Annotated in this window: 32 protein-coding genes and 1 pseudogene; 19 read left to right on the forward strand and 14 right to left on the reverse strand. The window is 67.9% G+C overall.

All coding sequences use genetic code 11. The features are described from left to right. Positions 1-48: 48 nt before the first annotated feature. The 3 genes from WMF14_RS40590 to WMF14_RS40600 form a co-directional block, all read right to left on the reverse strand. Complete coding sequence (locus WMF14_RS40590) at positions 49-450, reverse strand: VOC family protein (RefSeq protein WP_437795376.1); 402 nt, start codon at positions 448-450, stop codon at positions 49-51. A 209-nt stretch (positions 451-659) separates the two neighbouring features. Further along, the gene (locus WMF14_RS40595) at positions 660-815 is read right to left on the reverse strand and encodes an addiction module protein (RefSeq protein ID WP_437795379.1); all 156 of its coding nucleotides are present in this window, start codon (positions 813-815) and stop codon (positions 660-662) included. A 122-nt stretch (positions 816-937) separates the two neighbouring features. Continuing rightward, complete coding sequence (locus WMF14_RS40600; protein ID WP_437795382.1) at positions 938-1,501, reverse strand: cysteine hydrolase family protein; 564 nt, start codon at positions 1,499-1,501, stop codon at positions 938-940. A gap of 340 nt (positions 1,502-1,841) precedes the next feature. Between WMF14_RS40600 and WMF14_RS40605 the strand changes: the two genes are divergently transcribed. The 3 genes from WMF14_RS40605 to WMF14_RS40615 all read left to right on the forward strand — a co-directional run bounded on the left by WMF14_RS40605 (position 1,842) and on the right by WMF14_RS40615 (position 3,330). Further along, positions 1,842-2,039, forward strand: a complete 198-nt coding sequence (locus tag WMF14_RS40605) for a hypothetical protein (protein WP_437795384.1) — start codon at positions 1,842-1,844, stop codon at positions 2,037-2,039. Between the two features lie 3 nt (positions 2,040-2,042). Continuing rightward, complete coding sequence (locus tag WMF14_RS40610; RefSeq protein ID WP_437795387.1) at positions 2,043-2,747, forward strand: NADPH-dependent F420 reductase; 705 nt, start codon at positions 2,043-2,045, stop codon at positions 2,745-2,747. Positions 2,748-2,937: 190 nt separating this feature from the next. Next, complete coding sequence (locus tag WMF14_RS40615; RefSeq protein WP_437795389.1) at positions 2,938-3,330, forward strand: GFA family protein; 393 nt, start codon at positions 2,938-2,940, stop codon at positions 3,328-3,330. Here WMF14_RS40615 and WMF14_RS40620 read toward each other — a convergent pair. From WMF14_RS40620 to WMF14_RS40630, 3 genes are all read right to left on the reverse strand, one after another. Next, positions 3,228-3,632, reverse strand: coding sequence for a hypothetical protein (locus WMF14_RS40620; protein ID WP_437804458.1), 405 nt, complete (start codon positions 3,630-3,632; stop codon positions 3,228-3,230). The genes WMF14_RS40615 and WMF14_RS40620 overlap by 103 nt on opposite strands. 164 nt (positions 3,633-3,796) lie before the next feature. Next, a complete protein-coding gene (locus tag WMF14_RS40625) occupies positions 3,797-4,048 on the reverse strand; it encodes a hypothetical protein (protein ID WP_437795392.1) in 252 nt (83 codons plus the stop codon). A gap of 258 nt (positions 4,049-4,306) precedes the next feature. After that, the gene (locus tag WMF14_RS40630; protein ID WP_437795394.1) at positions 4,307-4,531 is read right to left on the reverse strand and encodes a hypothetical protein; all 225 of its coding nucleotides are present in this window, start codon (positions 4,529-4,531) and stop codon (positions 4,307-4,309) included. A gap of 433 nt (positions 4,532-4,964) precedes the next feature. Between WMF14_RS40630 and WMF14_RS40635 the strand changes: the two genes are divergently transcribed. Both WMF14_RS40635 and WMF14_RS40640 read left to right on the forward strand, forming a co-directional pair. Then, positions 4,965-5,687 (forward strand): hypothetical protein, encoded by a 723-nt coding sequence (locus tag WMF14_RS40635; protein WP_437795396.1) that lies wholly within the window; start codon positions 4,965-4,967, stop codon positions 5,685-5,687. Positions 5,688-6,010: 323 nt separating this feature from the next. After that, complete coding sequence (locus WMF14_RS40640; protein WP_437795399.1) at positions 6,011-6,526, forward strand: hypothetical protein; 516 nt, start codon at positions 6,011-6,013, stop codon at positions 6,524-6,526. Positions 6,527-6,610: 84 nt separating this feature from the next. Here the strand turns inward: WMF14_RS40640 and WMF14_RS40645 are convergent, their stop codons facing one another. Beyond that, positions 6,611-7,015, reverse strand: coding sequence for a hypothetical protein (locus tag WMF14_RS40645; RefSeq protein WP_437795402.1), 405 nt, complete (start codon positions 7,013-7,015; stop codon positions 6,611-6,613). Positions 7,016-7,918: 903 nt separating this feature from the next. After that, the gene (locus WMF14_RS40650) at positions 7,919-8,248 is read right to left on the reverse strand and encodes a hypothetical protein (protein ID WP_437795405.1); all 330 of its coding nucleotides are present in this window, start codon (positions 8,246-8,248) and stop codon (positions 7,919-7,921) included. A gap of 415 nt (positions 8,249-8,663) precedes the next feature. On the opposite strand from WMF14_RS40650, the gene WMF14_RS40655 reads away from it, so the two are divergent. Then, positions 8,664-9,614: a TauD/TfdA dioxygenase family protein gene (locus WMF14_RS40655; RefSeq protein ID WP_437795408.1), complete on the forward strand. Its 951-nt coding sequence runs from the start codon at positions 8,664-8,666 to the stop codon at positions 9,612-9,614. A gap of 650 nt (positions 9,615-10,264) precedes the next feature. On the opposite strand, the pseudogene WMF14_RS40660 reads toward WMF14_RS40655, so the two are convergent. Continuing rightward, positions 10,265-10,460 (reverse strand): annotated as a pseudogene (locus WMF14_RS40660) (aldo/keto reductase); the annotation flags it as partial. 421 nt (positions 10,461-10,881) lie between these two features. Between WMF14_RS40660 and WMF14_RS40665 the strand changes: the two are divergent. From WMF14_RS40665 to WMF14_RS40675, 3 genes are all read left to right on the forward strand, one after another. Continuing rightward, on the forward strand, positions 10,882-11,154 hold the full coding sequence (locus WMF14_RS40665) for a heavy metal-binding domain-containing protein (RefSeq protein ID WP_437325355.1): 273 nt from the start codon (positions 10,882-10,884) through the stop codon (positions 11,152-11,154). After that, the gene (gene yidD, locus WMF14_RS40670) at positions 11,130-11,468 is read left to right on the forward strand and encodes a membrane protein insertion efficiency factor YidD (protein ID WP_437795412.1); all 339 of its coding nucleotides are present in this window, start codon (positions 11,130-11,132) and stop codon (positions 11,466-11,468) included. The genes WMF14_RS40665 and yidD overlap by 25 nt, the downstream gene beginning before the upstream one ends. A gap of 162 nt (positions 11,469-11,630) precedes the next feature. Beyond that, complete coding sequence (locus tag WMF14_RS40675) at positions 11,631-12,104, forward strand: hypothetical protein (RefSeq protein ID WP_437795415.1); 474 nt, start codon at positions 11,631-11,633, stop codon at positions 12,102-12,104. Positions 12,105-12,401: 297 nt separating this feature from the next. On the opposite strand, the gene WMF14_RS40680 is transcribed toward WMF14_RS40675, so the two are convergent. Beyond that, positions 12,402-12,803, reverse strand: a complete 402-nt coding sequence (locus tag WMF14_RS40680) for a DUF6968 family protein (RefSeq protein ID WP_437325358.1) — start codon at positions 12,801-12,803, stop codon at positions 12,402-12,404. Positions 12,804-13,801: 998 nt separating this feature from the next. Continuing rightward, the gene (locus WMF14_RS40685) at positions 13,802-14,785 is read right to left on the reverse strand and encodes a LysR family transcriptional regulator (protein ID WP_437795418.1); all 984 of its coding nucleotides are present in this window, start codon (positions 14,783-14,785) and stop codon (positions 13,802-13,804) included. Positions 14,786-14,963: 178 nt separating this feature from the next. Here WMF14_RS40685 and WMF14_RS40690 point away from each other — a divergent pair, with 178 nt between their 5' ends. From WMF14_RS40690 to WMF14_RS40700, 3 genes are all read left to right on the forward strand, one after another. After that, positions 14,964-15,440 (forward strand): DUF4260 family protein, encoded by a 477-nt coding sequence (locus WMF14_RS40690; RefSeq protein ID WP_437795420.1) that lies wholly within the window; start codon positions 14,964-14,966, stop codon positions 15,438-15,440. Positions 15,441-15,887: 447 nt separating this feature from the next. Then, positions 15,888-16,355, forward strand: coding sequence for a hypothetical protein (locus WMF14_RS40695; RefSeq protein WP_437795423.1), 468 nt, complete (start codon positions 15,888-15,890; stop codon positions 16,353-16,355). Between the two features lie 64 nt (positions 16,356-16,419). After that, a complete protein-coding gene (locus tag WMF14_RS40700; protein ID WP_437795425.1) occupies positions 16,420-16,833 on the forward strand; it encodes an expansin EXLX1 family cellulose-binding protein in 414 nt (137 codons plus the stop codon). Positions 16,834-16,856: 23 nt separating this feature from the next. Here WMF14_RS40700 and WMF14_RS40705 read toward each other — a convergent pair whose 3' ends face one another. Both WMF14_RS40705 and WMF14_RS40710 read right to left on the reverse strand, forming a co-directional pair. Next, the gene (locus tag WMF14_RS40705; protein ID WP_437795428.1) at positions 16,857-17,000 is read right to left on the reverse strand and encodes a hypothetical protein; all 144 of its coding nucleotides are present in this window, start codon (positions 16,998-17,000) and stop codon (positions 16,857-16,859) included. 30 nt (positions 17,001-17,030) lie between these two features. Continuing rightward, positions 17,031-17,366, reverse strand: a complete 336-nt coding sequence (locus WMF14_RS40710; protein ID WP_437795430.1) for a cupin domain-containing protein — start codon at positions 17,364-17,366, stop codon at positions 17,031-17,033. A 412-nt stretch (positions 17,367-17,778) separates the two neighbouring features. Between WMF14_RS40710 and WMF14_RS40715 the strand changes: the two genes are divergently transcribed. From WMF14_RS40715 to WMF14_RS40730, 4 genes are all read left to right on the forward strand, one after another. After that, positions 17,779-18,195 (forward strand): hypothetical protein, encoded by a 417-nt coding sequence (locus tag WMF14_RS40715; protein ID WP_437795433.1) that lies wholly within the window; start codon positions 17,779-17,781, stop codon positions 18,193-18,195. Positions 18,196-18,311: 116 nt separating this feature from the next. Continuing rightward, positions 18,312-18,923 (forward strand): GyrI-like domain-containing protein, encoded by a 612-nt coding sequence (locus tag WMF14_RS40720; RefSeq protein ID WP_437795436.1) that lies wholly within the window; start codon positions 18,312-18,314, stop codon positions 18,921-18,923. Positions 18,924-19,027: 104 nt separating this feature from the next. Then, on the forward strand, positions 19,028-19,414 hold the full coding sequence (locus WMF14_RS40725; protein WP_272102530.1) for a VOC family protein: 387 nt from the start codon (positions 19,028-19,030) through the stop codon (positions 19,412-19,414). Between the two features lie 222 nt (positions 19,415-19,636). Beyond that, on the forward strand, positions 19,637-20,032 hold the full coding sequence (locus WMF14_RS40730) for a hypothetical protein (protein ID WP_437795440.1): 396 nt from the start codon (positions 19,637-19,639) through the stop codon (positions 20,030-20,032). A 271-nt stretch (positions 20,033-20,303) separates the two neighbouring features. Here the strand turns inward: WMF14_RS40730 and WMF14_RS40735 are convergent, their stop codons facing one another. After that, positions 20,304-21,011 (reverse strand): TetR/AcrR family transcriptional regulator, encoded by a 708-nt coding sequence (locus WMF14_RS40735; protein ID WP_437795443.1) that lies wholly within the window; start codon positions 21,009-21,011, stop codon positions 20,304-20,306. A gap of 63 nt (positions 21,012-21,074) precedes the next feature. Between WMF14_RS40735 and WMF14_RS40740 the strand changes: the two genes are divergently transcribed. The 3 genes from WMF14_RS40740 (at position 21,075) to WMF14_RS40750 (ending at position 26,652) form a co-directional block, all read left to right on the forward strand. Next, positions 21,075-22,781 carry an FAD-dependent monooxygenase gene (locus tag WMF14_RS40740; RefSeq protein ID WP_437795445.1) on the forward strand — a complete coding sequence of 569 codons (1,707 nt, stop codon included), beginning with the start codon at positions 21,075-21,077 and terminating at the stop codon, positions 22,779-22,781. A 265-nt stretch (positions 22,782-23,046) separates the two neighbouring features. Further along, positions 23,047-24,957, forward strand: a complete 1,911-nt coding sequence (locus tag WMF14_RS40745; RefSeq protein ID WP_437795447.1) for an aldo/keto reductase — start codon at positions 23,047-23,049, stop codon at positions 24,955-24,957. A gap of 192 nt (positions 24,958-25,149) precedes the next feature. After that, entirely contained in the window at positions 25,150-26,652 is a 1,503-nt protein-coding gene (locus WMF14_RS40750; protein WP_437795449.1) for an FAD-dependent monooxygenase, read from the forward strand. Positions 26,653-26,733: the final 81 nt, after the last annotated feature.

Genomic DNA, 26,733 nt, shown 5'->3' on the forward strand with positions numbered 1-26,733 from the left:
CCCGCGCCAGGTGTTCGAATCCTTCTCCTCCGCCGAGATCCGTGCGGCTTACTGCCCGGCCTTTGGATCCATCCACACCACCTCCCAGTGGTGCCCGTCGAGGTCCTCGAAGCTCCGGGTGTACATGAACCCGTGGTCCTCCGGCGGCCCCGCCTCCTTGCCGCCGCCGGCGAGCGCCTTCGCCACCATCGCGTCCACCTCGGCGCGGCTCTCGCACGAGAGCCCGAAGGCCCCCTCCACGTGCGTCGCGGTGTCGCAGATCTCCTTCTTGGTGAACGTCTTGAAGAACGGCTCGACGAGCAGCATCGCGTAGGCGTGCTCGCCGATGAGCATGCAGGCGGCCTGCTCGCCCGTGACCTTCGGGTTGAACGTGAAGCCGAGGGCCTTGAAGAACGCCGTGGTGCGCTCGAGGTTCTTGATGGGCAGGCTGACGAAGAGCTTGTGGGACATGAGGTTGGCCTCCTTTTGCTCCATGGACGCCTCGCCCGAGGAGAACTCATCGGTCGCTCGAAAAAATCTTCGCGCCCTGCTCCGGCAGCTCCATGGGCAGGCCAAACGCCGGGAACAGGCGCTCGGGCACACGGGCGTCTCCGGCGAAGACGATGCAGAGGAGCCGTTCAGCTCGACCTCAGCCCGGTCGTGAAAGATGACCGGGAGCGTCACCGGATCCGCGCGCGGGCGTCGCGAAAGACGTCCTCGGCCGGTCGCCCCCCGGACGGATCTGCGTCGAGCTCTGCGTCCCGGCGCGTCGCTTCCTCGGTCCAGAGGCGCCCGTGCTCCTCCTCGGAGAGCTCATCCAGGCTTGCCGGCTGCACAAGGAGTTGCCCGTGGTTGCGGATATGACCCGGCGCTACGATCGCACAGCTGGAAATCTGCCGCGTGCTGAGCGAGGCAATCGGGCTGTACCGCGCCGCAGGCTACCGCGAGGTCGAGCCGTTCAACGGGGAGCCGTACGCGAACCACGAGCTGGCCACTCCGCGCACGTAACGATCTCCGCTCCCCTGCTGCGAAAGACGGTGTTGACGAGGAGCTCGTGCACCGCCGGGTCCGGGTCGGCGCAGCCGTCGCGGAGCACGGTCAGCCCGTAGCCCCGGTCCGACGCGTCGTACAGCGTGGCCGCGACCATGGCGCTCGTCGCGACACCAGTGAGCGCGAGCGAGTCCACGCCGCGGGCGCGGAGCACCAGATCGAGATCCGTTCCTGCGAACGCGCTCGTGCGCCGCTTGAGCACGACGACGTCGTCCGCGGTGACCTCCAGCGCGACCTCCGTACCCGGCGCCCCCTCGTGGAACAGGTTACCGGCCCGGTGGAAGGCCGCGAAGACCTCACCCGCCAAGTCCGCGCCGTTGGCCCGAAACGCAGTACGCACGAACACGACCAGCACCCCGGCTGCGCGGGCTCGCGGCAGCAGCTCGGTCACCGGCGGCACCACGGCCTTCGTGAACGGGTAGTTGTCGAGAATCCCGACCTGGAGGTCACCGACGATCAGCGCGCTACTCATGGTGCCAGCTTCTCCATCCGGCGGCCTACCGTCAATAGCACACCGACGCCGGGACGGTCGTCGAGGTTCGCGGGGCAGTCTTCTGCCCTCCCTCGGCGATCATGCCTTGCCTCAGGCACGACCCTCGATGGCCTGTCGACTGGCACACAAAACCACCATCCGCCAACCTATGGAGTGATAGCTGACAGATCGTTCAAGCCGACGCCGCTTCGCGGCGCGGCTCAACTCAGGCGTTGCGCGGGTGGACGTTTGAACTTGCTGCTCCCTCATCCCATCCCCGGGACGATGTCGCGCTGGCCGTGGACGACGCCTTGCTGCTCGTGAACGAGGTCGCCCTACCTTGGGGGCCAGGTCGTCCTACCCCGAGGGCAAGCTCGTCCTGGGGGCAGCGTTCTCCTGCGCGGGCCGAGGGCGGCTGGTCGTGGTACAGCCCATCCCCGACGTGAACGGCGCGAGCGATCGCCCGTCTGCGTCAGACGATGCACCTGGACCGCCGGCGTCCGCGCTCGATCGCGGGCGGCTCGGCTCGAAGGAGTGACGAATGCAGATCGGAATCATCGGCGCCGGCTTGATCGGCGGGTCGCTGGCGAAGCTGTTGGGGAAGCTCGGTCACCAGGTCGTGATCGCGAACTCGCGCGGGCCGGACACGCTCCGCGAGCTTGCCGCCGAGACCGGGGCCACCCCCGTCTCGGCCGCGGAGGCCGCGCGCGGCGGCGAGATCGTGGTCGTTACGATCCCCCAGCGCGCAGTCGTGGACCTGCCGAAGGATCTCTTCGCCGGCGTGCCCGCCGACGTGGTCGTGATCGACACCAACAACTACTACCCGGTCCGCGACGGCAGCATCCCGGCCATCGAGGCGGGGCAGGTCGAGAGCGCGTGGGTCGCCGAGCAGATCGGGCGGCCGGTGGTCAAGGCGTTCAACAACATCTACTTCGAGAGCCTGCTCGCGAAGGGCAAGCCGAAGGGCACGCCGGGGCGCGTCGCGCTCCCGATCGCGGGGGATCCGCCGGAAGCGCGGGCGAAGGTCATGCGCCTCGTCGACGAGCTCGGCTTCGATGCGGTCGACGCGGGCGGCCTCGAGGACGCGTGGCGCCAGCAGCCGGGTACCCCCTGCTACATCCACGACCTCGACGCGCCTCGGCTGAAGGAGGCGCTCGCCGCGGCCGAGCGGAGCCGCGTCCCCGAGTACCGCAAAGCCTCGGACGACTGGCTGCGATCGCTCATCGCGTCACAGAGCCCGAGCTGATCCGAGCGCACGCGGAATCGTCGGTCGCAGCGGCTGCCTCAAGGACACAGTATCCTCAGATTGATCCAAGCTTCGCTGATGCAGCGAAGCTTCCCGAGCCTGCCTTCACCGGCTGGGCTTCAGAGCAATAGCAATGACAGCGCTGTTCGTTGGAACCATTCCGACCGCTTGATTTTAGAGGAGACGCAGCATGGACCGATTCACCGGCGGTTGCCTGTGCGGCAACGTACGAATCGTGGCGTCGGGACTCCCATACCGGGTCGGCCTTTGTCACTGTCTCGACTGCCGCAAGCATCATGGAGCCCTTTTCCACGCTTCTGCGGTGTTCCCTCAGGATGCGGTGACGATCGATGGCGAAACCCGCGACTACGCCGGGCGGTTCTTCTGTCCCCGCTGCGGCTCGTCTATTTTTGCGCGCAGCGCAGACGAGATCGAAGTGAACCTAGGATCCCTGGATGCCCCAGATCAACTGATGCCAACCTACGAAAGCTGGATCGTTCGTCGCGAGTCCTGGTTGCCGCCGTTTCCACTCACGAGACGATACGACCGCGATCGTGACGCCACGGGTCGCTTTGAAGAGTAGGTCGCACGAACGGTGGGGTGCAGGAACGTGCCCTCACTGTCTGGGAAGCCTTCATGCTTCCGGAGGATGATCTCTTCCGGAGCCTTGACGACCAGCTCCTCTCCGCTGGCGCGGACCTTGACTTTTCGCCGGCGACTGAACTCGACCTCATCGCAGGGGCTCGGCCCGAGAGCGAAGATATCGATCTTCGTCACCATCGGCAGGTAGAAGATGCTCGCGCAGCTTCTGCGGGTCAGGGCGTCGCGAAGCACGTCTCGATCCACCTCGAAGTCCGGGCCGAGCAGCTCCGCGAACGCGCACATGACGGGGCATCATCGCGACGACCAGATCGATATCGTTCGTCGCGCGCGGCTCACCTTGGAGCGAGCTCGCGAGGCTGCCGCCGATGAACTACTCGCAGCCGAGGCTCTCGAGCGCGGCGGCCACGCGCAACGCGGAGACGACATCCGTCGAGCTGCTCATGACGTCACGCGGCGTCGGCCGGCACGTGACCGAACAGCCGGCGCGCGCAGTCGTGCCCGTACAGCCTCACCGTGAGGCGAACGCGAAGCTCCTGGTCGTCCGCCCCTGTGTGGCGAGCACGGATGCTCGCGAGAGCGAGCTCACGGACCGCCTTGCTCAGCCGCATCGCCGCCTCGAACCGCTTTTCCGGAGGCATGCGCCGGAGCAGCTCGTGGTAGCGTGCGTCCGCTTGCGGCGAGGTGTCGAACATCGACATGCAATATGAGCCTAGCAGAATCGCTCGCTCGGGAAGGGCTCACCGCCGGCCCCTCGCGAGGCGGGGTGTCGTTCCGGCGGGGTGCCCTCCCTCGCCCTACGCTCGCTTCCGGCCGACATCCGAGCGTTTTGCCAGATCCAGCGGAGCCGACCTCCCATCCTCCTGCCGTGCAGGAGCGCACGCGTCGCTTGAAGTCGGCCTTGGATTACCTGCGAGCCCGCCATGATCACGAAATCGACACGCTCACCGACGAGCGCTTCAACGACGCGCCGAAAGTCGGTGACCATGGGCTGCCTTCGCCTCCTCGATGAACTCCAGTGCCTTCCGCATCCGCTCGACTCTCTCGGTGGGAGTCAAGCGCAGGTTCTCGGCGATGAGCGATGCATCAACGCCGGAGGGGACTCTTTCGAGTATCCGCTGATCCCAGCTCTTCTCGGCGTCGGAGGGTTCAGCCGCTGTTTGTTCGGCTTGGTGATCATGCATCGGCGTCGGGCTCCTGACCGACTGTACCACGGTGGTGATCCCCGACGATAGCGAGCGAGCATGGCTCCCGAGGCCGGCCGGCTGTCGTCTCCCTGAGCGCGTACGCCAGTCGCAATCCTCCCGCCTTGGACGTCGCAGCGGTCGGGTGGCTCGCACCGGCCGACCTCGCGAGCGCCTTTCTCGCGCGCCATCCAGGTCGAGGTCACACGTCGGGCGCGCGATGCCGGGCCCCCGGTGCGGACGCCGGCGCGCCGGCGGTCGCCGGAGGCGATGCGTGAGTGCGGGTCGACCTCGATGCGGTGCCCTGGGTCGGGTCCCGCGGTGGCGCCATGCCCTACGACCGGCTAGGGAGAACCCCGAGCGGTTCTCTACCTTACTTTCTGCGTAGAAAGACATTCCACCGTCGCCTAGCATCAGGGCGCGGAGGCAACTCATGTCGAAGAGCAATCTTCCAGGCAGGCTCGGAGCGCTCCTTGTCTTCGGCATCGTCAGCGCGATCATAATTCCGGCATGTACGATCCGAATCGGGAAAGGCGGGGAAAGGGACGACAACTGGCCCACGCCTGACGAGACGCAGCCCACGCCTGACGAGACGCAGCCCGCGCCGATGGACGATGGCGTAGAGGATGGCATGATGTTTACTCCGGAAGAGGAGGCCGCGATCGATGCGGCACACAGCGCAGACCCAAGGGAACTTGCCCTGGTGAATGCAAGGGCAGCTTATGCAGCCTATGCGCTCTCTGGCCTCACCGAGTTGCAGTTCACCGATCCAGCCGTGGTTGACCAGCAGGCACTTGAACAGTTCATTCATCAGAACACAGAGCTGGCCTGGCAGCTGGCCCAAGAATGGGTCGCATCCATCGACCCGACCTTGCTGTCCACCGGGTACCCGATCAAGGTCGAGTGTATGGATCCACCGCTTCGATGCCAGTCGAGCGTAAAGTGCTCATTCGCCAAGATATGCGTACTGAACGACTGCGGCGATGGTCGTTGCAGGACGTGCCCTGACGTCTGGAACCTTGGCAACCTGATCATCGACGGATGGTGCACTTACACCTGCTACGACGCTGCTGACGTTGTCGGCGCTGCCATCACGCTGAAGCCCGCCATCGGAAGCAGCATGGTCCCCTGGATTCAGCTCTGTCGACCGGAGTGATCGAGAGACTCGCCATGGACGCTGATGACGCCTCGAAGCGCGCTGCCCGGGTGGCGCAAGTTGTCTCAGGAGCCCTGAACCTGGCAGGCTTGCTCGCGTCGACGCGCGCAGCGCGCAAAGCCGGCGCGATGCCGTCACGCGAGCACGTCCTGGAGCTCCTGAGCGAGCTCCTGACCGTCATCGGCCAGGGCCCCGAACCAGGGCTCAGCGCCGGTGGGCGGCCGCGGGACATAGCGCCACAGGTAGAAAGACTCCTCGCGTCATGCCAAGGCTGGTCGCCATCGGTGGAGATCCCGTCCGAAATCCAGCGTGCCGCGCGTGACATGCTCGCTGTGTTCGCGGTCCCGGAGCCGCCCGGAGGGTGGGACGGCTGGGAAGGCGCACCGCCTGAAGCGCCGCCTGGCCCGGAAGACCCGGACCCGCGCCTGCCGCCGACCGCGGCGGAGCTGGCAGCGATGCCCGATACGACCACCTTCGCGGCAGCCATCGTGTGGTGCGGCTATCTCGCCTCGCCCAAGATGGTCGCGAAGATCCCTCCCGCGGATCTGCGGCGCCCGGCGCTCGCGCACATCGACAGCTTGCTCGCGACCTTCCGGCCTGTTCGCCGGAATCACCCGGAGACGCGCGCATGGTGGCGAGCGCTGCTCGAGCGCCTGGAGAGCTTCCGAGCGCTCTGCGAGGCATGGGACGGCACCGAAGCACCGCCCCTCGGGTTGCAAGCGGCCGCGCGGGCGGTCCTCATGCAACTCAATCACATGTCGAGCTCGGAGGAGCTTGAAGCGGTCGATGAGGAGGTAAACCCTTTTTACCTCCGCTCTCCCAGCCCACGAGACGCGTAGGCTCTACGAGCCGGCGCTACGCGGGCGGGTGCCAGCCCACCTCGGCCCAGCGCCGGCGTCCGGTGACGATGCGTGGAGGGCGCGCTACGGAGAAGCGACCGCGTGCCCGCGCCATCGCAGGAGCGCCGCAGCGTGCGCCTTGCGGAGCATGAACAGGTCGCTCTCGTGGCGAAGACGCTCGAGCTCGATGCGCTCCCCTGGCGTGAGGGGTTCGTGGGCGTTCCGATCGAGCAGCTCGTCGTGGCGCGCGAGCTCTGCTTCGGACCTGTGGCTCTTTGCGATTTGCCAGAGCGCCTGGTCGTCCATCTTGTCGAGGCAGGCGAGGTCGACCTGGAACTCCGGGGGCGCGTCGTCCCAGGCGGGAGGGCTGCCGAGGCCCAGCGCCCGCAGCATCACGGCTTCGAGCGGCTGTCGGGTCGCGAGCGCAGTCCCCCTCAGCCGCTGATAGAGGGCCTCGGGGAGAGCGAGGGTGACGGTGGCGGTCGACATCGCGCTGGGGTGGACGCGGGAGGCAAGCCCGCTTCGCCGTCGAGCCTGGCACGAGGAGCACCCCCGCTCCTCCCCTCCCCGGCCAACCGCGATGACGAGGGTGAACGCGCGGCGGGGCTGCTGGCAAGGGCGGGGCGCTGGACGTGGCGGGCTAAATGCACAGGGGCGCAGCGCGCCGGCGGCGGGGCGCAGCGCGCTGCGAGGGCCTACTCGTGGACGGCGGCGTAGCGGCCGCTGGGCGTGACGATGACGTGGGCGTGAGCGGTGCAAGAATGCGAAGACATGTCGTGCAGCACAGCTGATCGCGACGTTCGGCGGGCAGACCTGCGCCGAGGTGGCATACAACATGCGTTACACCTCGGGCTGTGGAATCGGTTGCATCATCAGAACCGAACCGCAAAGATGGAGAACACTTGCCCTGACGGCTCGTGCAATCCCTCAGCCCAAGAGCCCCGAAGTCCTCCCGATTCTCAAATGCCTTCTGGAGGCACTTGAGAAGTTAATTCAGGGTTCAGCCATCAATTTTTCCGATGTTCCTGACGGGGGCGAGCCACGGGAAGCTCAACCTCAGCCTCGTCGAGGCGAGCGAGGCCGGCGTCGAGACCCCATACCGGCGCAGGTCGACCGGACAGGCCATGACCCACCGCCCGCCTTCCGCGCGCTTCCGGGACGTGCCGAGAGCGCAGCTCACGGTGGCCGGCCAAGAGGTCCTCTCCTTGCCTGACGCCGAGGTGTTTGAGAGGTGCCAGCGCCTCCCAGCGGCGCGCCCCGCTGACGGGGCAGCCTTGAATGGTGGGGGAGCTTGGGGTGCTCGACTGATCACCCCCATGGCCGCCGCTGCACCCAGACCTATGGACGCGCCGGCTTCCACCGACGCAGTTCGCTGGGTGAGCTCCAATCCAGCTATTCAGGAAACCGCAGCGCCTCCACAGCGATGCCGTCCTCGCCCGAGATCATCTTGCCCTGGTCGTCCCGGCCGATGCCGCCCTTGCCCGGCGGCCCCAGCGTGAAGGTGACGCCCTCGACCGTAAGCCGGCCCTCGTCGAGGTAGGCGATGCCGATCGAGCCGATCGAGTCGCCGCCACGCCCCGGGCCGCCGTAGCCGCCTCGCCGCCGGGGGCCCTGTTGCAGGAATAGGCCGAGCGGTCCTCCAGCACGCCGCCCGGTGCGCTGACGTTGCCGGATCGTCTCACGCGCGCGTCGCGGCGGACGTGCACCACCAGGTTGAGGCATGAGCGACCCAGGTTGACGTATAGCGACCGGCGATCCAATCCGGATTGACCCGTCGCGCACCGGCGCGCGGCCCCCAACCGGGGTCGGGCCCCGCCACCCTGGGTCCCAACCTGGGTCGGTCCCCCCGGGGACTGCTTCCTGCGCAACACTGCACCCGCAACCCTGCTGCCTGCGGAACAGACGCGGCGGCACATCACGCTTCCGCCACCTCGCCGTGCATCGCCGCGAGCAACCCCTTGCTCCACGCGCGCTCGGCGCGCCGGACCGCGCGACCGCGTCGCCACGCGGGGTAGGGCCATGCCCCGAGTTCTGCGGCCCTACAAGAATTTTTCGAGTCACCGGACTGGAACGGCGCATGCTCAGGGCGAGCCGCGAGCTGGCGTCCAGGCTCGTTCAAGACTGCGAGAAGAGTGCCATGTCCGCCCTCATTGCCGAACAACAGACCTACCCTCTGCGGCTGGATGTACGACCGCTGACGCCCGTGATCGGGGCGGAGATCCACGGCGTCGACCTGCGCAAGCCGCTGGCCCCTGCCACCGTGCAGGCAATCGAGCAAACCCTGCTCCAATGGAAGGTGATCTTCTTCCGCGAGCAGGACATCTCCAACGAACAGCTGCTCAACTTCGGCCGCTCCTTCGGCCCGCTGACGCCGGCCCACCCGATCGCGCTGGGGCTCCCTGAGCACCCGGAGATCTGGGAACGAAAGGCCGCCGAGTACAAGGAGAACCACCGGTCGGACCTCTCCATCCCCACCGCCAAGCCGCCGCGCGACTACAAGGGCTGGCACATCGACATCACCTTCGTCGCCAATCCGAACAGGTACTCCATCCTGCGCGGCGTGGAGATCCCGCCGTACGGCGGCGACACGCTCTGGAGCAACCTCGAGTGCGCCTACGACGGCCTGTCGCCCACGATCAAGGCGCTCGTCGACGGGCTCCAGGCCGTCCACCGCACGAGCAGCTACGATAGCGGAGAGCCCAGGCCGGGCCGCAAGGCCGTAGGCCCGTTCGCCGCGCTTCACCCGCTCGTGCGCGTGCACCCGCGGACCGGCCGCAAATCGCTGTTCGTCAACCCGGGGACGACGAGCCACATCGTGGGCCTGCGAGAGCGCGAGAGCCAGGCGCTGCTCGACATGCTGGCCGACGAGGTGACGCGCCCCGAGTACGCGGTGCGCTTCCGCTGGACGCCCAACGCGATCGCCGTTTGGGACAACCAGGCCACCGCCCACGCCGGCCCCATCGACTACGCCCACTTCGACCTGCCGCGCGTCGTTCGCCGCATCACCGTCGCAGGCGAGCTGCCCCAGGGGCCCGACGGGTTCCGCTCGCGGCCGCTCGAAGGCGAGCTGTTCGGCGTGCTCGGTTGACGCCACGCCCCCACGCCATCTCCGCGCCGGCGCCCCGGCAGGTCGGGTGGTCTCGCCCCCTTGCCGCCTCGTCCGCCGCAGCCCGCGGCCCCGCCCGAGCCTCCCCCCGGCGCCCCCTTTGGACGCCGCGCCGCACACGCCGAGCCCGCCCCTGCGGCCGCCGGCCTTGGCCCGGCGTGCCCCAGCCGCCATCGCCGGCCCAACCCCCTTCCCAGCCGGCCTCGCTGATGCGCCCGATGCCCTGGCCGGGTGCTCCGACGGTGCCTCGCGCGCCATAGATCCCGTAGTCGCCGTCCGTGCAGCCCACCTCGGCCATCTCCGCGCGTCCTCGCCGATCGTAGTTGCTGGGGTTCGGCGTCGGGGTCGGCTCGTCGTCGCGTCCGTCCTCCGCGCCGCCGGGCAATCCGTCACCGCCCTTGCCGCCGACGCTCGGGAGCCCGCCCTCGCACGGGTTCACCACGGCAGCCCCGCCGGCCACGGTCTCCGCCGAGCACCATTCCCGCCCTACATCCCTCGGGTGCACGGCTCGGCCCGGGCAAGTCCGCGCCTTGATGCCCCCACCCGGCGGCGGGGCGAAGCCAGCCTCGGAGGAGGCTCGACCGCGGTGTTCGACTGGACGAGCATCGCGATCGGCTCCGATGAAATTATGCCCATATCGACGATTCTCGATACCCGATCTGGAGCACCGCGTTCGGGTGCACGGCGTGCGCGCGGCGGATCGGCTGCTCGCCGACCTCCGACAGGCCGAGGAAGCGGCCCTCCTCGCGCACGAGATCGTGCCATGGCGCCGCCGAGGTCCTCGGTGGGCACGGCGGGGTCCGCGCGGTGCTGATAGAGTAGGTCGATGTGGCGGTGGCGAGGCAGGCGCACATTGTCACAGGAGCCCTGAACCTGGCGGGCTTGCTCGACCCGCGCCCGCCGTCGACCACCGCGTACCTGGCAGCGATGCCCGATGCGGTCACCTTCGCGGCAGCCATGGTGTGGTGCGGCTATCTCGCCTCGCCCAGGATGATCGCGAAGATCCCTCCGGCGGACCTGTGGCGCCCAGCGCTCGCACATATCGACAGCTTGCTTGCAGGGACCTGCGCGCGGCCCCCAACCTGGGTCGGGCTCCCTCCCCACGAACTAGCCTATGACGATCTGTGGCCCGAGTTTGCTCTGGACATGCCAGGCATAGGTGTGCTTTCATACGTTTTCGGTCCTAAACGCAATGGGCGGGGCGATGCTATGGACTCGAATGGCACCGCTTCCGGAAGGAGATGATAGCATGTTGATGTGTTCCGGCGGGGTGACGCAATCATACCATGTATTAAAAATGGTGTTTGGGTTCGCCAGCGTGGTCGATGGTTGCGGCGGGACGCTCAACACGCAAGGCGCATATCACGCCGCTCTCCAGCGTCTTGAGGAGAGCGCCACCGCAATCGGTGCCCACGGTGTCCTGTTCATTGGATTTCAGAATCGGGTGGCGAGCGCTCAGGGATGCACCGGACCGAAACAGGCATTCGAGGTGTTCGCATGGGGAACAGCGGTAACGTTCTGAGTACAATCGACCGACTGCTGGGCCTTCTCGCGGTGGTTGCGATCCGCGGTTACAAGATCTTTTTATCCAGGTGGACTGGACGACACTGTCTATTCAGTCCAACGTGCTCGACCCGTTCCATGGCTTTCTTTCGTGAACTGGGTTATGCTGCCGGTCTCGCCGCCACGAAGCGCCATCTCGAAGATTGCTGCGGCGAATACTCCATTCGATTGGAAGCGGACGGCAGCATTAAGCTGATTGCGAAGTCCGGTAGGTCTTTCCCGCAACACGAGCTGGCGGCTCACGTCACCGCGCGCTTACCTCGCGTCACATGACGTTATCTGCTCTTAGCATGCAAGTCGGGCATGCTCGAGCGGCTTGGCGCCTACATGTCGCTTCCCAACAAACCGCTGCAATGGACGGCGCTTCGCGCTACCGCTGATCGACCGTCTCGTTAGCGAGACGTACGCCGCCCACCTTGAGCCAGACGGCCTCCTATGCCGCCCCCGAAGCCATACTCCATCGCGCGCGCCGAGCTCATCGCACAGCAGTTCGGCAGGTTCGCGACCCAGCACGTTCACCAGCTGGCGGGACATCATGCAAATCTTGCATTCTGGATCGCCGAAGCGGCGGCGGCGGTCCGAACCATTGACGAGTATCAGCAACGATTTCGACAACTCCGCGACGCTCAGGTCTCGTGGGTGCAGCAGCACGACACAAAGATCACGAGATACTGCCCAGTCTGCCGCGGCGCATGTGAATTCGGTCCGCAGGCCCCGGACCGTCCGCATCGTGTCCCATCAGAAGATCTCGCCGCCGCATGTGAGGCCGTTCGAAAAGCGGTCCGGCAGTTTCTGGTTCGGCTCTATCACGCGGGATTCGTCTCCGAAGCCGAGGTCCGCCGGTCGGCTGATCTCGTCGGCGCCTCGATCGAGCCGGAGGACCTGGAGCGAGGTGACGAAGCTCGTTAACCTGGCGTTGCACGGGCGGAGCGGCGTCCCAGTGTGAACGTGACGCCCTACCTGTGTGCTGTCGTCGATTCCCCGTGCTGCGTAGAAACCCGCGCCGGAGGTGTCGATGGACGAGAATACACCCTGACCACAAATGACGCCGTTGTTGCTTTCTTCCTCGGTATCGCGGAGATCTCCCGACGGCTGCCGAACGGCGGCAGCTCCCCGCGCCAGGTGTAGCCCCGTCCTCAGACCACAAGCGGTGATCGACCCCCGCGGTCCAGCCCCCTCTCGGAGCATGGTGCCCCGGGAGGCGGGTCAGCCGGGCGCCCCCTTCTTCTTCGCCTCCACGGCCTTCTCGATCTCATCCTCGATCACACGCTCCATCCTGTCCTCGAAAGCGCGGCCAAAGATGTACGGCACGGCCATGGGGAAACCCGTCGCTCCGGGCTCTCCATCGCACCACGTGACAGGAAGCCCAGCCTTCTTGAGGGACTGACGAGCCGTCTCGAACGCGAGCTGTAACGCCTGGACCGCATCCACACCGTAGGCCGAGTCTCGGACGGGATCTGGAATTCCCTGAATATCTACCGGACAGGCCCAGTCACCGGACGCCTTCTGCACCGGCTTGCCGATGGTCACGGTCACCATCCGGCCGGGCTCGCCTACGACCGAGAGGCGTCGTTCTGCGATGGGTTCGAGCGGGGTGTCGTCCTGCATAGGACGCACCTTGCGGCCCCTTCCTGCGGGGTGTCAAGCGGACGTCCTCTTCACGTACCGTAGTGCCAGTAACACCAGCCGAGGCACGCGACCAATCCACCCTTCGCTGCCGCCCAGCAACCGGCCCTCAAGCGAGGATCCGGTGGTAGCTGGGAGCAAAATTGCTCCATTGCCTGCTGTCCGTTCCGACATGCCCGGTTGCACTCGTCCAGGGAGTCAGGCAGTTCGACCTCGCCGCTGGCCGCTTCAGGTTCGTCCACCTCTGGCGATGCTCCACATCCCATCGTCGTCGCCAGACGTGTGGCTCCGAGAAGACCCAGCACGCACAGCAGCCGTCTCATGTGCTTCCCCCGAGGAGCACGTGGAGCCCGGCCCCTGGCCACGTCAAGGACGACCTGGCCGGGTCGCTCCCCATACGATTTGTATTTGAATCGACACTTGGATAGGCTGCAATGCTTGTCGAGTAAACGTCCGAGGTCATACTTTTTGGCGTTAGACGGCTTGTGTCATTGCTCTCATCCGGCGAAGCGTCTCATCGAGGAGTAGATCCTCCGGGCGAATTCTCTTCGCCAGACGGCGAAGAAGTACGACCTGCTCACCGCGACCGGCGAACTCAACTTTCACCGCACGGAAAGCCTATGTCCCTGGCCTGCTCAGCGTCAGGATGGGCTCTACCGAACGGATACCACCCGGACCCGCGCCTGCCGCCGACCGCGGCGTACCTGGCAGCGATGCGCGATGCGGTCACCTTCGCGGCAGCCATGGTGTGGTGCGGCTATCTCGCCTCGCTCAGGATGATCGCGAAGATCCCGCCGGCGGATCTGCGGCCCGCGGCGGCCAAGGTAGGGCCCGAGGAAACATGTCGAGTGTGGTGGTATACGACGAGGCGAATGGTCCGCTCGTACAGATCCACATCTCGGGTCTCGTGACGGGGCCGTGACGATCCGCCGAGCGCCCCAGTGTCAACGTGGGCCAGGTGGGAGACCCCACCTCGGTCGTCATGGACGGGTCCTCGCCGCTCCGCCCGAGCTGGGCCTTCGCCGCGTGCCCGGGCGCCGGGCCTTCGCCGCCACCGGCCGTGTTTCGCGTGCCTGGGTCGCGTAGACACCAAGCTGCGCGACGAGGTGCTCGAAGACGAGGCGGACGCGGCGCACGGCGCGCAGATCCTCGTGCATGACGACCCAGGCGTCCAGGTGGAAGGCGAGCGCGGGCAGCACGCGCACGAGCGGCACCGGCCGCCGGCTGAGCGGGAGTTGGCACACCCCGATGCCGAGGCCGGCGCGCACCGCGGCGAGCTTCGCGATGTCGCTGTCGCTGCGGAACGCATAGTCGCGCGGCGTGGTGAGGAGCCCGGCGGCGGCGAGCGCGTCGATGATGGCGCGGGAGCCGTCGGCGCCGATGAGGGCGTGGCCCTGCACGAGCCCCGCGAGCGACGTCGGGGCAGCGTGCGCGGCGAGGTACGCCTTGGTGGCGAAGAGGCCGAGCTCGACGCGCCCGGCGCAGCGCCTCACCAGGCCGGCCTGCGTCGGCTCCGCCATGCGCACGGCGACATCGGCGTCGCGGCGCAGGAGATCCTCGGTGCGATTCGTGGCGACGAGCTCGATCTGAAGGCGCGGGTGAGCAACGAGGAGCGGGGCGAGCATCCGGGGAAGCACCTCGACGCCGACGACCTCGCTGCACGTGACGCGCACGGTGCCGCGGTCGGCATCGGTGGGGCTCGACACGGCGCGCACGAGGGCGCGCGCGCTCGCGGCGATGGACTCGGCGTAGGGCAGCGTGGCGAGCGCGAGGTCGGTCGGCACCAGGCCGTTCGGCGCGCGGGTGAAGAGCACGACGCCGAGCTGCGACTCGAGCTGCTCGATCTGGCGGCGCACGGTGGGCTGCGCGACGTCGAGGGCACGCGCGGCGGCGGAGAGGCTGCCGGTGCGCATGACGGCAAGGAAGGCACCGTAGAGGTCCCACGAGGGCTCGGCTGGGCTCATCAAAAAATGATGAGCGGATGGACGCATTTGTACAATGTTCATGAGCCCCCGCAGCGACCATGCTCTCCACGTCGCCGGCACCCGCGCCCGCGAATTCACGGCGACGGCGCGCTCCACGCGAGGATGGGGTCTACAGGACGGATACCCCGCGCCGGTACGCACGACGAGGAGAACGACCATGACCACCGCCGCGATGCTCCCTGCGCTCGACCTTGCTCCCTCTACCCTTGGCCCCGCGCCGCAGCCCACCTGCGAGGTCCCGGCGGGCGGGGCCAGGGGCATCCCGCGCGCGCTCCTGCGCCTCGAGGGCGCGCTCGTGCTCGGAGCAGCGCTGCTCGCCTACGCGCACCTGGGCGGGAGCTGGGGATGGTTCGCGGCGCTGTTCCTCCTGCCCGACCTGTCGCTGCTCGGCTACCTTGCGGGCCCGCGGGTGGGCGCGGCGGCCTACAACGCGGGGCACAGCCATCTGGCTCCGGCGCTGCTCGCGGCCGCGTCGGTCGCGCTTGGCTCGCCGGCGCTGCTGCTCGGCGCGGCGATCTGGGTCGGGCACATCGGCTTCGATCGGATGCTGGGCTATGGGCTCAAGTACGGGACGGCGTTCGGCGACACGCACCTCGGCCGCGTGGGCGCGAAGCGCTCTTTCAAGCAACGATAATTTCGAGGTCCTCTCCTTGCCTGACGACGAGGTGTTCGAGGAGATGCCGACGCTTCCCGCCCGAGCGCCCCGCTGACGGGACGGCCCCGGGTGGTACGGGAACCTGCGGTGCTCGACCGATCCGCCTGGCCGCCGCTGCACCCGGGCCTGTGGACGCGCCGGCTTCCACCGGCGCGGCTCGCTGCGCGAGCTCCAATCCAGCTATTCAGGAAACCGGAGCGTCTCCACGGCGACGCCGTCCTCTCCTGATGACGGGCCGAACTCGTCTGGGACGTCCTGTGCCCGACGTGCTGCGTACGCCGGACACAGGACGTCCATTGGGTTCAAGCATCCGCCCGCCAGCCTGCGGGGCGGGCCCGCCCTGTGCCTTCGCGGAGCTGGCCTGTGCGAAACAGGCATCGTGCGGGCGCACGGACCGGCCCCGACCGGGGGGAGGAAAGAGGCCTTATGAAGCTGTCCATGTTTGTCTGTTACGCCGCTGGCATCGCAACCTTCTGGAGTGGATCGGCGGGCGCGGCGAGCAGGTTCGAGGTGACGTTCTACGGCTGGCCCGACAACGATCCGCCGGGCAACGCCATCTCGGACCCCGTCATCCATCAAGGCGCGGGCGGGACGGGGACGAGCGACGATCCGATCACCGTGGCGGTCCGCCAAGGCAGGTTCCAGCCCGGTACCCGGATGTACCTTCCTGCCCTAAGGAAGTACCTGATCGTGGAAGATACCTGCGCTTCCTGCGAAAGCGATCAAATCGACATCTGGATGGAGAGCGACGGGCGGTTCGACGAACAGGTTATCGCGTGCGAAGAAGCCTGGACGCCCGACGGCCCCCTGGAGGTGGAGATCGACCCGCCGCAGGGACGCCCGGTGTCGACGACGCCGTTCTTCGACAAGAACAGCGGCCGCTGCAACAGGTAGGCCCGTACGATCGGGGCGCGGCCGTCAGATTGACCCAGGGCGACCCGAGCTTCAGGTAGCCCTCATGTCAAAGCGAACATCGTTCACCTCGCGTCGTCCATCCAGGCGGCTGCGCTTCCTCCCGGCGATCCTGGCGTCGTCCGCGATCGCCGCTCCGGCGCTGGCACAGTCCTTCTCGGGCGACGGTACGTTCTACGATCCGAGCGTCGGAGTCGGCGCCTGCGGCTTCGAGGTGCCGGGCGCCGACGCCTATGTCGCCGCCCTGAATCCAGACCAGTTCGCGGAGGGGGCGGCCTGCGGTAGGTGCATCGAGGTCCACGGGCCGGATGGGTCGGTGGTGGTCCGCGTCATCGATCTCTGCCCCTCGTGCGCGAGCGGCAGCGTCGATCTCGGGCAGGGCCCGTTCCGGGAGATCGCCGATCCAGACCAGGGTCGCGTCCCCATCACCTGGGATTTCGTCGACTGCGCCGGGCGCTGAAGCCCGTGGACGGCGGCCGCTCGCTACCAGGCCAGCCCCCGGGGAGCCTCGCGGTCGGGCCGTAGCGCATCGGCAATGCATACCCGCTGCAGCATGGGGAGGGTCAGCGCGTTCATCGCGAGCTTGGGCAGCGCCTCCGAACCAAAGGGGACGAACGTGAGCGACATGCCGTCACGCCTGCGACAGCGCGCGGTCCACTACTTCTTGACGGAGAGCGGAATTCCCGGTGAGCCGGCGTAAACGACCACGAACACCGCCGGCTCGTCACCGTCGTTCCGCCCGGTATGCCAGGCGTCGACGAGCTCGATAATCGCGTCCCCCGCGCGCAGCCGGCGCTCTCGGCCCGACTCCGCCACGATCGTGACGGCGCCGGAGACCAGATAGGCCGCGTTGATGATCGGGTGCTTGTGGACTGGGAGCGCGCCGCGCGGAGGGATCGTGATACGTGCGACGGTGATTTCCGGTGTCGTCGTCGGGTAGGCCGGCAGCGCCGCGCCATCCCACGACGCCTCGCCTTTCGCGATGATCTCCACGGCGGGTCCTCGCGCGTCGTGCCCCGCGCTCCGCGGCGTCCTTTGCGTGCAGGCGCTCGCGAGCAGACAGTGTGTAACGAGGAAAAAGGAGGCCGTTCGCATCGTCCGTCGTTATTACCGATCCCGTGAGCACAGCAAGCCCTTCCAATCTCGTCTTTTTACGTCCGGCGCCTCCCGATAGGTGGATGTTGGCGACCAGTCGGCGCGACACGTGGGGCGGCAGTCAATCCGACAGGCGAGCCTCCTCGCGTTGGCCCTCGCCGAGCGCGCTTGCAGGAATCGTACGGCGGCGGTAGTGCACAGGAGGGCATGGCTGTGTTGTCCTCGGGGCCCCATGGCGCTTGCCGCGGACGAGCTTGCGTTCGCCGCCGAAGCGCCGGTATCTTCGGCGAGCGGAGGCGGTAGGGGCGCGATGCGGTCGGTCGTCGTTTTCCTGAGGGACACTACAGAGTCTGCGGTCACGGCGTACCTCGACGCCGCCTACCCGGAGCAGCGGGAGCCGTGGGTCGTGTTCGTGGCGGGTGACGCCTGCCTGTACATCAACCTGTACCGGCAGGGCCCTCTTGAGCACGAGCCGGAGGACTGGGCCGACATCGTGCAGAGGCTCGGCGGCGAGCCGGCGGCCTGTGTGATCGCCGACGTGTCCGGGCGGCACCCCGGCGACGAGCAGGTGGCCGGGTTCGTGGCCGGGCTGCTGTCCCGGTTCAGCGGGGCGGCGATGGACGACTACACCCCGCACCTGTGGTCGCTGGACGAGCTACGGGGCGGGCACCGGGTTCGTGGGCACCCGTTCTTCGACTACAAGGGCTGGTTCGCGGAGAAGAGCTGACAGGGCCGAACCATGCGCTGCACCTCACCTGGCGGGCCTGTAGGCTCTTCCAGATTCGTGGCGCTCCCGCCCGCCGGGCAGGTGGGCTTGTGCGTTCGCAATCATCAGGTGCATTCGTGTCGAAAGTTGATCTCAAGAGGGAGCTCAAACATCTCTACCAGGCATCCGCGAAGGAGGTGGTTCACGTCGAAGTGCCGACATTTCAGTTCCTCATGATCGACGGCGAGGGCGACCCCAACACTTCACAGCAGTATGCCGAGGCAGTGGAGGCGCTGTTCTCCGTTGCCTACACGACGAAGTTCATGATGAAGAAGGGCGCGCAAGGAATCGACTATGCGGTCATGCCTCTCGAAGGCCTCTGGTGGTCGGATGACATGTCCGTCTTCACCTCCAACGACAGGTCGAGGTGGAAATGGACGATGATGATCATGCAGCCTCATTTCGTGGAGGAGGCGATGATCCACGCGGCCATGGCAGAAGTGAGGCGAAAGAAGGCGCTCCCCGCGGTGGACGCGCTCAGGCTGGAGAGCTTCACTGAAGGATCATGCGCTCAGGTACTTCACATTGGCCCCTTCACTGAAGAAGGGCCGACCATTCAGCGAGTTCATGATTTCATTGGTGCGCGATCGGCGCTTGCAGGAAAGCACCACGAGGTGTATCTGAGCGACATACGTCGCGCCGATCCGGCCAAGTGGAAGACCATCATCCGCCAACCCATGGTGCGATAGCCAACAGATCGTTCGAGCCGACGCCGCGTCGCGGCGCGGCTCGACTCAGGCGTCAGGTCGCAGAAACACAGTCTCCCTCACCACCACCCGTCCTCGGAGGTTCTATGAAGCGAGTCACTGGAATTGGCGGCATCTTCTTCAAGGCCAAAGACGCTCCGGCGCTGCAGGCTTGGTACAAGCGGCACCTCGGGATCGATGTCCAAGAATGGGGTGGCACGGCCTTCACCTGGACCGACGGTGAAGGCAAGCCGGTCGCTGGAACGACCGTCTGGTCCATTGCTCCGGCGCAAAGCGACCAGTTTGCGCCCGGCGCTGCGACGTTCATGGTCAATTACCGGGTCGAGGATCTCCACGCCCTCGTCAAGGTCTTGCGCGAAGAAGGCTGCAACGTCCTCGAGAAGATTGACGATTCCGAGTACGGGAAGTTTGCCTGGGTCATCGATCCAGAAGGAAACAAGGTGGAGCTCTGGCAGCCGCCTGCCGGCCAATGACCCGGGGCAATCGGCCTCAGCAGCCCTCTCGCGCCGCGGCGCTCGCCTTCTGAAGGAGGTCTCAGCACGTGCCGCGCAAAGTGACGGCCCTGCGCGACTACCTCGTGGACGTCATCGCCCAGCGGCCCCTCGCGCTCGCAGAGGGATGAGCGCCGTCGATGCCGCTCAGCGGACCACGCGCGGCTCCTGGACGCGGCATGGACACCCGTATACGCTCGTCGAATGAACGACTTGTTCGGCACCGACTCGAACGATCTGTTCCCGCCCGCCGACCGGGCGAAGATCGAGGCGCTCACGGAGGATCCGGACGCGAGGGTGGGCTACGAGCTGACCAAGGGGATGCTGGTCTGGTCGGATGAGAAGCCGCGCGACGTCGAGCTGTCCACGTTCGAGAAGATGATGATGCTCCTGTCCTATCGATCCATGATGTACCGGCCGGAAGGGTTCCGAGATAACCAGGACGAGTTCGTTCGTGACTGGTTCGCGGCATGCCGCGCGACATGGGAGAGGGCGAGGGCCAGCGGCCTCCGGTGGATCGGCTTCGCGCCGTCCCGCACCGATCCCGCGAACCTCGCGCTGCTCCTCGAGCTCGAAAAGATCGAATTCTCGGACATGTAGCCCAGCGGGTGATCCCGCGGGCCTTCTGCTCGACGGCCTTCAAGACCTTTCCCACGTCCCCTCGTGGGGCCCACCTTGCATCGTCGATGGCCGACATGGCCATTCGCTCACGCTGCCGTGAGACAGAAGGGGGTCCAGTGCGCCGGGTGTCGTGGGCCGCTGGCGTGGCGGGTAGAGCGTCGGGAAGAATTACTACCGGCTTGACAGGGCCTGGGGAGCTCACGGCTCTTCACCGGCGTGCGGCGGGCCTGCGCGCGCCGACTCACGCTTGCTACGCGCCAAAGGAGCCCACGCCGTCGCGGAGCAGGGCGAAGCCGCGCTTGGCCATGCGGCCGAGCGCGGCGCGGATCTTCTCGTCGGGCTCGCCGCGGAGCAGCCGCGCGCGGTGCTCTCGGATGATCGTCCACTCGAGCGCCGTGATGAGCGCCGCGATGATCCGGGGAGCGGGGTCGTCGCCGCGCGCGCCCACCGCCTCGCGCAGCGCGTCCGCGAGGAGCTCCTCGCTGCGATCGAAGAGCGCGCGCTCGCGCGCCTTGAGCGCAGGGCTCGCCTCGATCGTGGCGAGGAACGGCAGGACCCTCGCCCCCTCGTAGACCGACGTCGCCCCCTTCTCGCGCAGGCCCCGCTCCAGCGCCGCGAGCACGGGCTCGCCCGGGCGGCGCGCTCGGACCATGCGCGCGGGCTCTCCTCCGACCTCCTCGCCGCGATCGAAGAAGAGATCCTCCTTCGTCGCGAAGTAGTTGAAGATCGTGTTCACCGAGACGCCCGCGGCCTCCGCGACCTCGGCGACGGTCACGCGATCGAAGCCGCGCTCGATGAAGAGGCGCGTGGCGACGTCCGAGATCGCGAGCCGCGTCGCCTGCTTCTTCCGCTCGCGGAGGCCGGCCGGCGGCGGGGGCGCCTCCGGCTCGGCGCGCGTCTGCGCCGGGGCGCGCTTGGTCGCCGGGATCTTGCGGTCTCTTGAAGATTGCTGTGACATAAAATTTGCACTCACTACAAATTTGGATCTACTCTCAGTATGTACCAGCCGGAGGCGAAGCTCATGACGCAAATGACGCAAATCGACGGTGACGAGGTGGAGCGGGTGAAGGTGCTCATCGTGGGCGGCGGCGTCGTCGGCCTGTCCGCGTCGCTCTTCCTCGCGCAGCACGGCGTGCCGTCCCTGCTCGTCGAGCGCCACGCCGGGACGAGCATCCACCCCCGCGCGCGCGGCGTGAGCGGGCGGACGATGGAGCTCCTCCGCGGGCTCGGGCTCGAGGCCGCGGCGCGAAAGGCCGGAGAGGCGATCGCGCCGAGCATGGGCGTCTACAAGGGGCGGACGCTCTCCGAGGTGATGGCGTCGCGCCGCTCGAACGGGCTCGTCATCCGCTGGCTCCGCGAGCGGATGATGCGCGGCGAGGGATCGCCCAAGAGCCCGACCTCGCCCTGCCGGGTCACGCAGGACCACCTGGAGCCCGTGCTCCTCGAGGCGGCCAGGGCGCGCGGCGTCGACGCGCGCTTCTCGACGGAGCTCGTCGAGCTCGCGCAGGACGCCGAGGGCGTGACGGCGACCCTCCTGGATCGAGGGAGCGGGGCGCGGCGGCGAGCTCGCGCCGACTACCTGATCGCGGCCGACGGCGCGCGGAGCCCGGTGCGGACCTCCCTCGGCGTCGGCCAGAGCGGCCGCGGCGTCCTCACCCACCAGCTCAACCTCTACTTTCGCGCCGATCTCACCGAGCTCGTCCGCGGGCGGGAGTTCAGCATGTGCCTCGTCGAGGACGGCGATCTCCGTGGGCTCTTCGCGTCGGTCAACAACACCGATCTCTGGGTCCTCCACGTCCCGTTCGATCCCGAGAAGGGCGAGCGCGCCGAAGACTTCGGGCGCGAGCGCTGCGAGGAGATCATCCGCCGCGCCACGGGCATCCCGGATCTCGCGGTGGAGCTCAAGGGCGTGATGCCCTGGCAGTCCGCCGTGCGCGTCGCCGACGGGTTCCGCCACGGGCGCGTCTTCCTCGCGGGCGACGCGGCCCACGTGATGCCGCCGTGGGGCGGCTTCGGCGCGAACACGGGCATCCAGGACGCGCACAACCTCGCGTGGAAGCTCGCGGCCGTGCTCGCGGGGCGCGCGGGCGAAGGGCTGCTCGACACGTACGACGTCGAGCGGCGGCCCGTCGCGCGCGCCGTCGCCGACATCGCGGGGGACATGAACGACGAGCGCGGGCTCATGACCGGCAGGTCCGGGCTCGCGATGCTCTGGACCATGCGGCGCGCCTTCCCGTACTTCGTGGTCGGGTACGGCTACGCCTCGGAGGCTGTGATCCTCGAGCCGGGCGCGCCTCCCGGCCCGGGCGCGACAGATCTCCGGGGGCGCCCGGGCACGCGCGCGCCGCACGTGTGGCTCTCGCGGCAGGGCGCGCGCATCTCGACGCTCGATCTCTTCGGGCGCGGCTTCGTGCTGCTGGCGGCCGAGGGCGGCGACGCGTGGTGCGAGGCGGCGCGCACGCTCGCGCGCCGGGCGGGGATCCCGCTCTCCTCGCACCGCGTCGGCGGCGACGTGGAGGATCCGAGCGGCGCGCTCGGCGGCGCATACGGGATAGGGCGCGACGGCGCCGTCCTCGTTCGGCCTGACGGCTTCATCGCCTTCCGCGCGCGGACGGCGAGGGCGGCGCCGGAGGACGTCCTCGCCGACGCGCTCGCGCGGATCCTCGTCGCACCTGCTCTACGGGCCGCAGGCCGTGGCGTGAGCGCGGGCCCCTGGATGCATGGATGAGCTGCTACGATTCCGCGGGGGCGAACCGTCGCGATCCGTCGCTTTCCCCGGAGTTTCAGGGCGACATGACGATCCGGAGGCGAGAAGCTCCGGAATGCCGAGCGCGCGATCCCAAAGGCGGGATGACCTGGCGACGTCCTCGTCCGAGGGGCAGCCGCCGTCGTCCGACGTAGGAAAACAGGCCCTATCGAACATCGACGGCGACCTCACAACATCAGCGCCAGCGCTTGCATCGAGCCGCTGACCTGGCTACGTCATCATCTCCGTGACTCCCGCCCCCTCGCCCTACGGTGTCCTAGGCCCCCTCGACGTTCCCCTCGGCCTCGGCCTGCTCCGGCTGGCCACGGAGGGGCGCCCCTCCGAAGAGGACGCGACCGCCGTCATCCACGTTGCCCTCGATCAAGGCATACGCCTCCTCGACACCGCCGATTCTTACTGCCTCACCGACCGCGAGGCCCACTATGGAGAGCGCCTCGTCCGCAAGGCGCTCGACGCATGGTCCGGCCCGCGCGACGACGTGCGCGTCATCACCAAGGCGGGCCTCACCCGACCCAAAGGGCGATGGGTCCCGAACGGCAGCCGGGACCACCTGCGCCGCACGGTCGAGGGCAGCCTGAAGGCGCTCGGCGTCTCGCGGATTTTCATGCTCCTCCTCCACGTGACCGACCCCAAGACGCCCCTCGAAGACAGCCTCGCCGCTCTGGCCGAGCTCCAGAAAGAGGGCCTCATCGAGCACCTCGGCCTCAGCAACACATCCATCGCAGAGGTCCACCAGGCCCTGCGGCACTTTCCGGTGCGGGCCATCCAGGAGGAGCTGAGCGTTCTCGATCGTGGCAGCGCAGCCCGAGGCCTCCTCGAGCTCGCCAAGCAAATGGGCATCCCGTTCCTCGCCCACCGGCCGCTCGGCGGTCACGCCAAGGTCGATAGCCTCCTCAAGAACCGCGCGATCAAGCCCATCGCCGCGCGGCACACCATCACGTCCCAGGAGGCGGCCCTCGCGGCCCTGCTCGATCTCGGCCCCCCAGTCCTTCCCCTGTTCGGGGCGACCAAGCGGGAGAGCGTCCAGTCCTGCTTGCGCGCGCTCCGGGTCCCCTTTGACGCGCGCGATCGAGCCGACCTCTCGAAGACCAGCTTTGCGCCCACGGCCGATGTGCTGGCCTCGGTCGCGCCCCCCGTGATCCCCGCCGGCCTGCGCAAGCTCGAGCCCGGAGAAGGCCCCGGCGATGCGCCCGAGGTGGTCGTGGTCATGGGAATTCAAGGGGCAGGCAAATCGTCGGAGGTCGCCCGCTACACGGCCAAAGGGTACGCGCGCCTGAACCGCGATGAGCTCGGCGGCACGCTCGACGGCGTGGTCAAGAAGCTCGGAGAGCTGCTCTCCTCGGGGCAAACTCGGGTGGTCCTCGACAATACGTACGGCACGCGCGCGTCGCGCTACGCGGTGCTCCGGATGGCGCACGCGCACCGCGTGCCGGTCCGGTGCCGGTACCTGGCCACGCCCATCAACGAGGCCTACGCGAACGTCGTCCTCCGTGTCCTCGATCGCTACGGCAAGCTGCTCGGGCCGGAGGACATGAAAGCGCTCGGCAAAGAGGATCCCAACCTGCCGCCACCGCAGGCGCTCTCGCGGTGGGCTGCGAATTTCGAGGCGCCGCACGTGGATGAGGGCTTCTCGGTGGTCGAGGAGATCCCGTTTGCCCGACGCGTTGATCCGCTCTTCACGGGCAAGGGCCTGCTCCTCGACGTAGACGGTACGCTGCGAACGACAAAGAGCGGCGAAATCTACCCGCGCGACCCCGACGACGTCGAGCTCCTGCCCGGTCGGCGCGCGGCCCTGGAGCGCTGGGTCAACGACGGATACACGCTCTTCTTCGTGTCAAACCAGAGCGGCATCTCGAAAGGATCGGTGACCGAAGAGGCTGTCCTGGCCGCGTTCTCGCGGACGATCGAGCTCCTCGGCCTGCCCGTGGCCGAGGTCGTGTACTGTCCGCACCCGGCGTTTCCGGTCGGCTGCTTCTGTCGCAAGCCCCTGCCGGGGCTCGGGATATCGCTGATCCAGCGCCACAAGCTCGCGCGCGAGCACCTGGTTATGGTCGGTGATATGGAAAGCGACCGGGAGTTCGCGCAAGCGCTCGGGGCGAAGTACATGACCGCCGAGGAGCTCTTCCCTGGCGAGTGAGCGCCGGCGATGAAGAGCGTGGGCCCCCGCGTGGACGCGCCGGGCGCCGTCCTGGCCCGGGCAACGAGCCGCCCTCGGCGGCTTCGGCTGACCAATCGACTGAGATCTGGGCAGATTCACATATTTTCAGTGCCTTCTGTGTCCCGATAGCTGATCGGTGTTTGTACGTAGTACTCGATGGATTCATGGCCGATGGACAAGCAAGTCGATGTCGTGGTTGTAGGCGCCGGGCCGGTCGGGCTCCTGCTCGCGATCGAGCTCAAGCTGGGCGGCGCCGGTGTGATGGTGCTCGAGCGGCTCACTGCGCCAAGCGTCGCCCTGAAGGGGACTGCAGTCGGACCGCTCGGCGTGGAGGCGCTCCAGCGCCGGAGCATGGGCCCAGCGCTCGCCGGGGCGGAGGATCGCCACTTCGCGGCCATGGGACCGGTGGGCGTAGAGAGGCGGGCGCAGGCACACAGGTCCAGGGGGCATTTCGCCCTTCTCCCTCTCCGATCAGAAGCAGTGGGCGAGCCCGAACGGCGCATGCTCTGGGTGAACCAGCAGGGCGTGGAGGCGATCCTGGGCGCGCGGGCGGCCGCGCTCGACATCGAGGTACGGCGCGGGTGCGAGGTCACGGGCTTGGACCAGCATGACGATGGCGTCGCGCTCCACTGGGCTTCCCCGGACGGGCCGGAGCATGCGCGCTGCGCCTGGCTTGTCGGATGTGACGGAGGGCGCAGTTCGATCCGCAAGATGGCCGGTTTTGCCTTCCCCGGTACGCCGCCGAGCCAATTCATGTACCAGGCCGTGCTCGACCTCGACCACCCCGAGCGCCTTCCGCGCGGGTCGACCCGCACGCCGGAGGGCGTCGTCATGAACGGACCTCGGCCTCGATGGCTTGCGATGCACGACTTCAGCGGTCCGCTGGCTGATCGCAATGCGCCCGTCACGCGCGAGGAGATCGAAGGCGTGCTGCGCCGAATCAGCGGCGCGGATGTCCGCGTGACGGCGATGGAGCAGGCGAATCGCTTCACGGACAGCGCACGTCTGGTCGACACGTACCGCCGGGATCGCGTCCTGCTCGCGGGTGATGCGGCGCACATCCATTCGCCTTTGGGCGGCCAGGGGCTGAGCCTTGGGCTGGTCGACGCGGCCAACCTCGGCTGGAAGCTCGCCGCCGTCGTTCGCGGCGACAAGCCGGACAGCCTGCTCGACAGCTACACGTCCGAGCGGCGGCCCGTGGCCGAGGCCGTGCTGGCCAACACGCTCGCCCAGGTCGCGCTCACGCGGTCCGACCCGCAGTCGAGCGCAATGCGGCAGATCTTCGCGAAGCTGATGGAGATCGACGCCGTGAATGGCCATCTCGACGGACTGACGAGCGGTCTGGCCACGCGCTACGACCTCGGCGCGGAGCGAGACCTGGTCGGACGCCTCACCGGCGATCGCCCGGTCGGCCGCGCCGACGCTCGAACATCGCTGTTCGCGGAGATGGCGGAAGGCGAAGGCATAGTGCTCGACGCGTCTCCTGACGGGCACGCGGCCGGTCTCGCCGCCGGGTTCACGCGGGTGCGCTGCTTACCGGCCGACGCAGGCCCGTCGATGCTGATCCGGCCCGACGGGTGCATTGCCTGGGCCGGCGACGTGGGAGACGTCGAGGGGTTAGTGGACGCGCTTGAGCGCTGGTTCGCGTCCGCCGCTCGCCGGTCACGGCGATGAGCGAGGGGACCCAGGGGTTCTTGGGGTCGGACCAGGCGGTCGGATCCGAGAGGCCGAACCAGAGCATCGCGTCGGCGCCCG

The organism is Sorangium sp. So ce693 (assembly GCF_051521375.1).
Classification (GTDB): Bacteria; Myxococcota_A; Polyangia; order Polyangiales; family Polyangiaceae; genus Sorangium; species Sorangium atrum.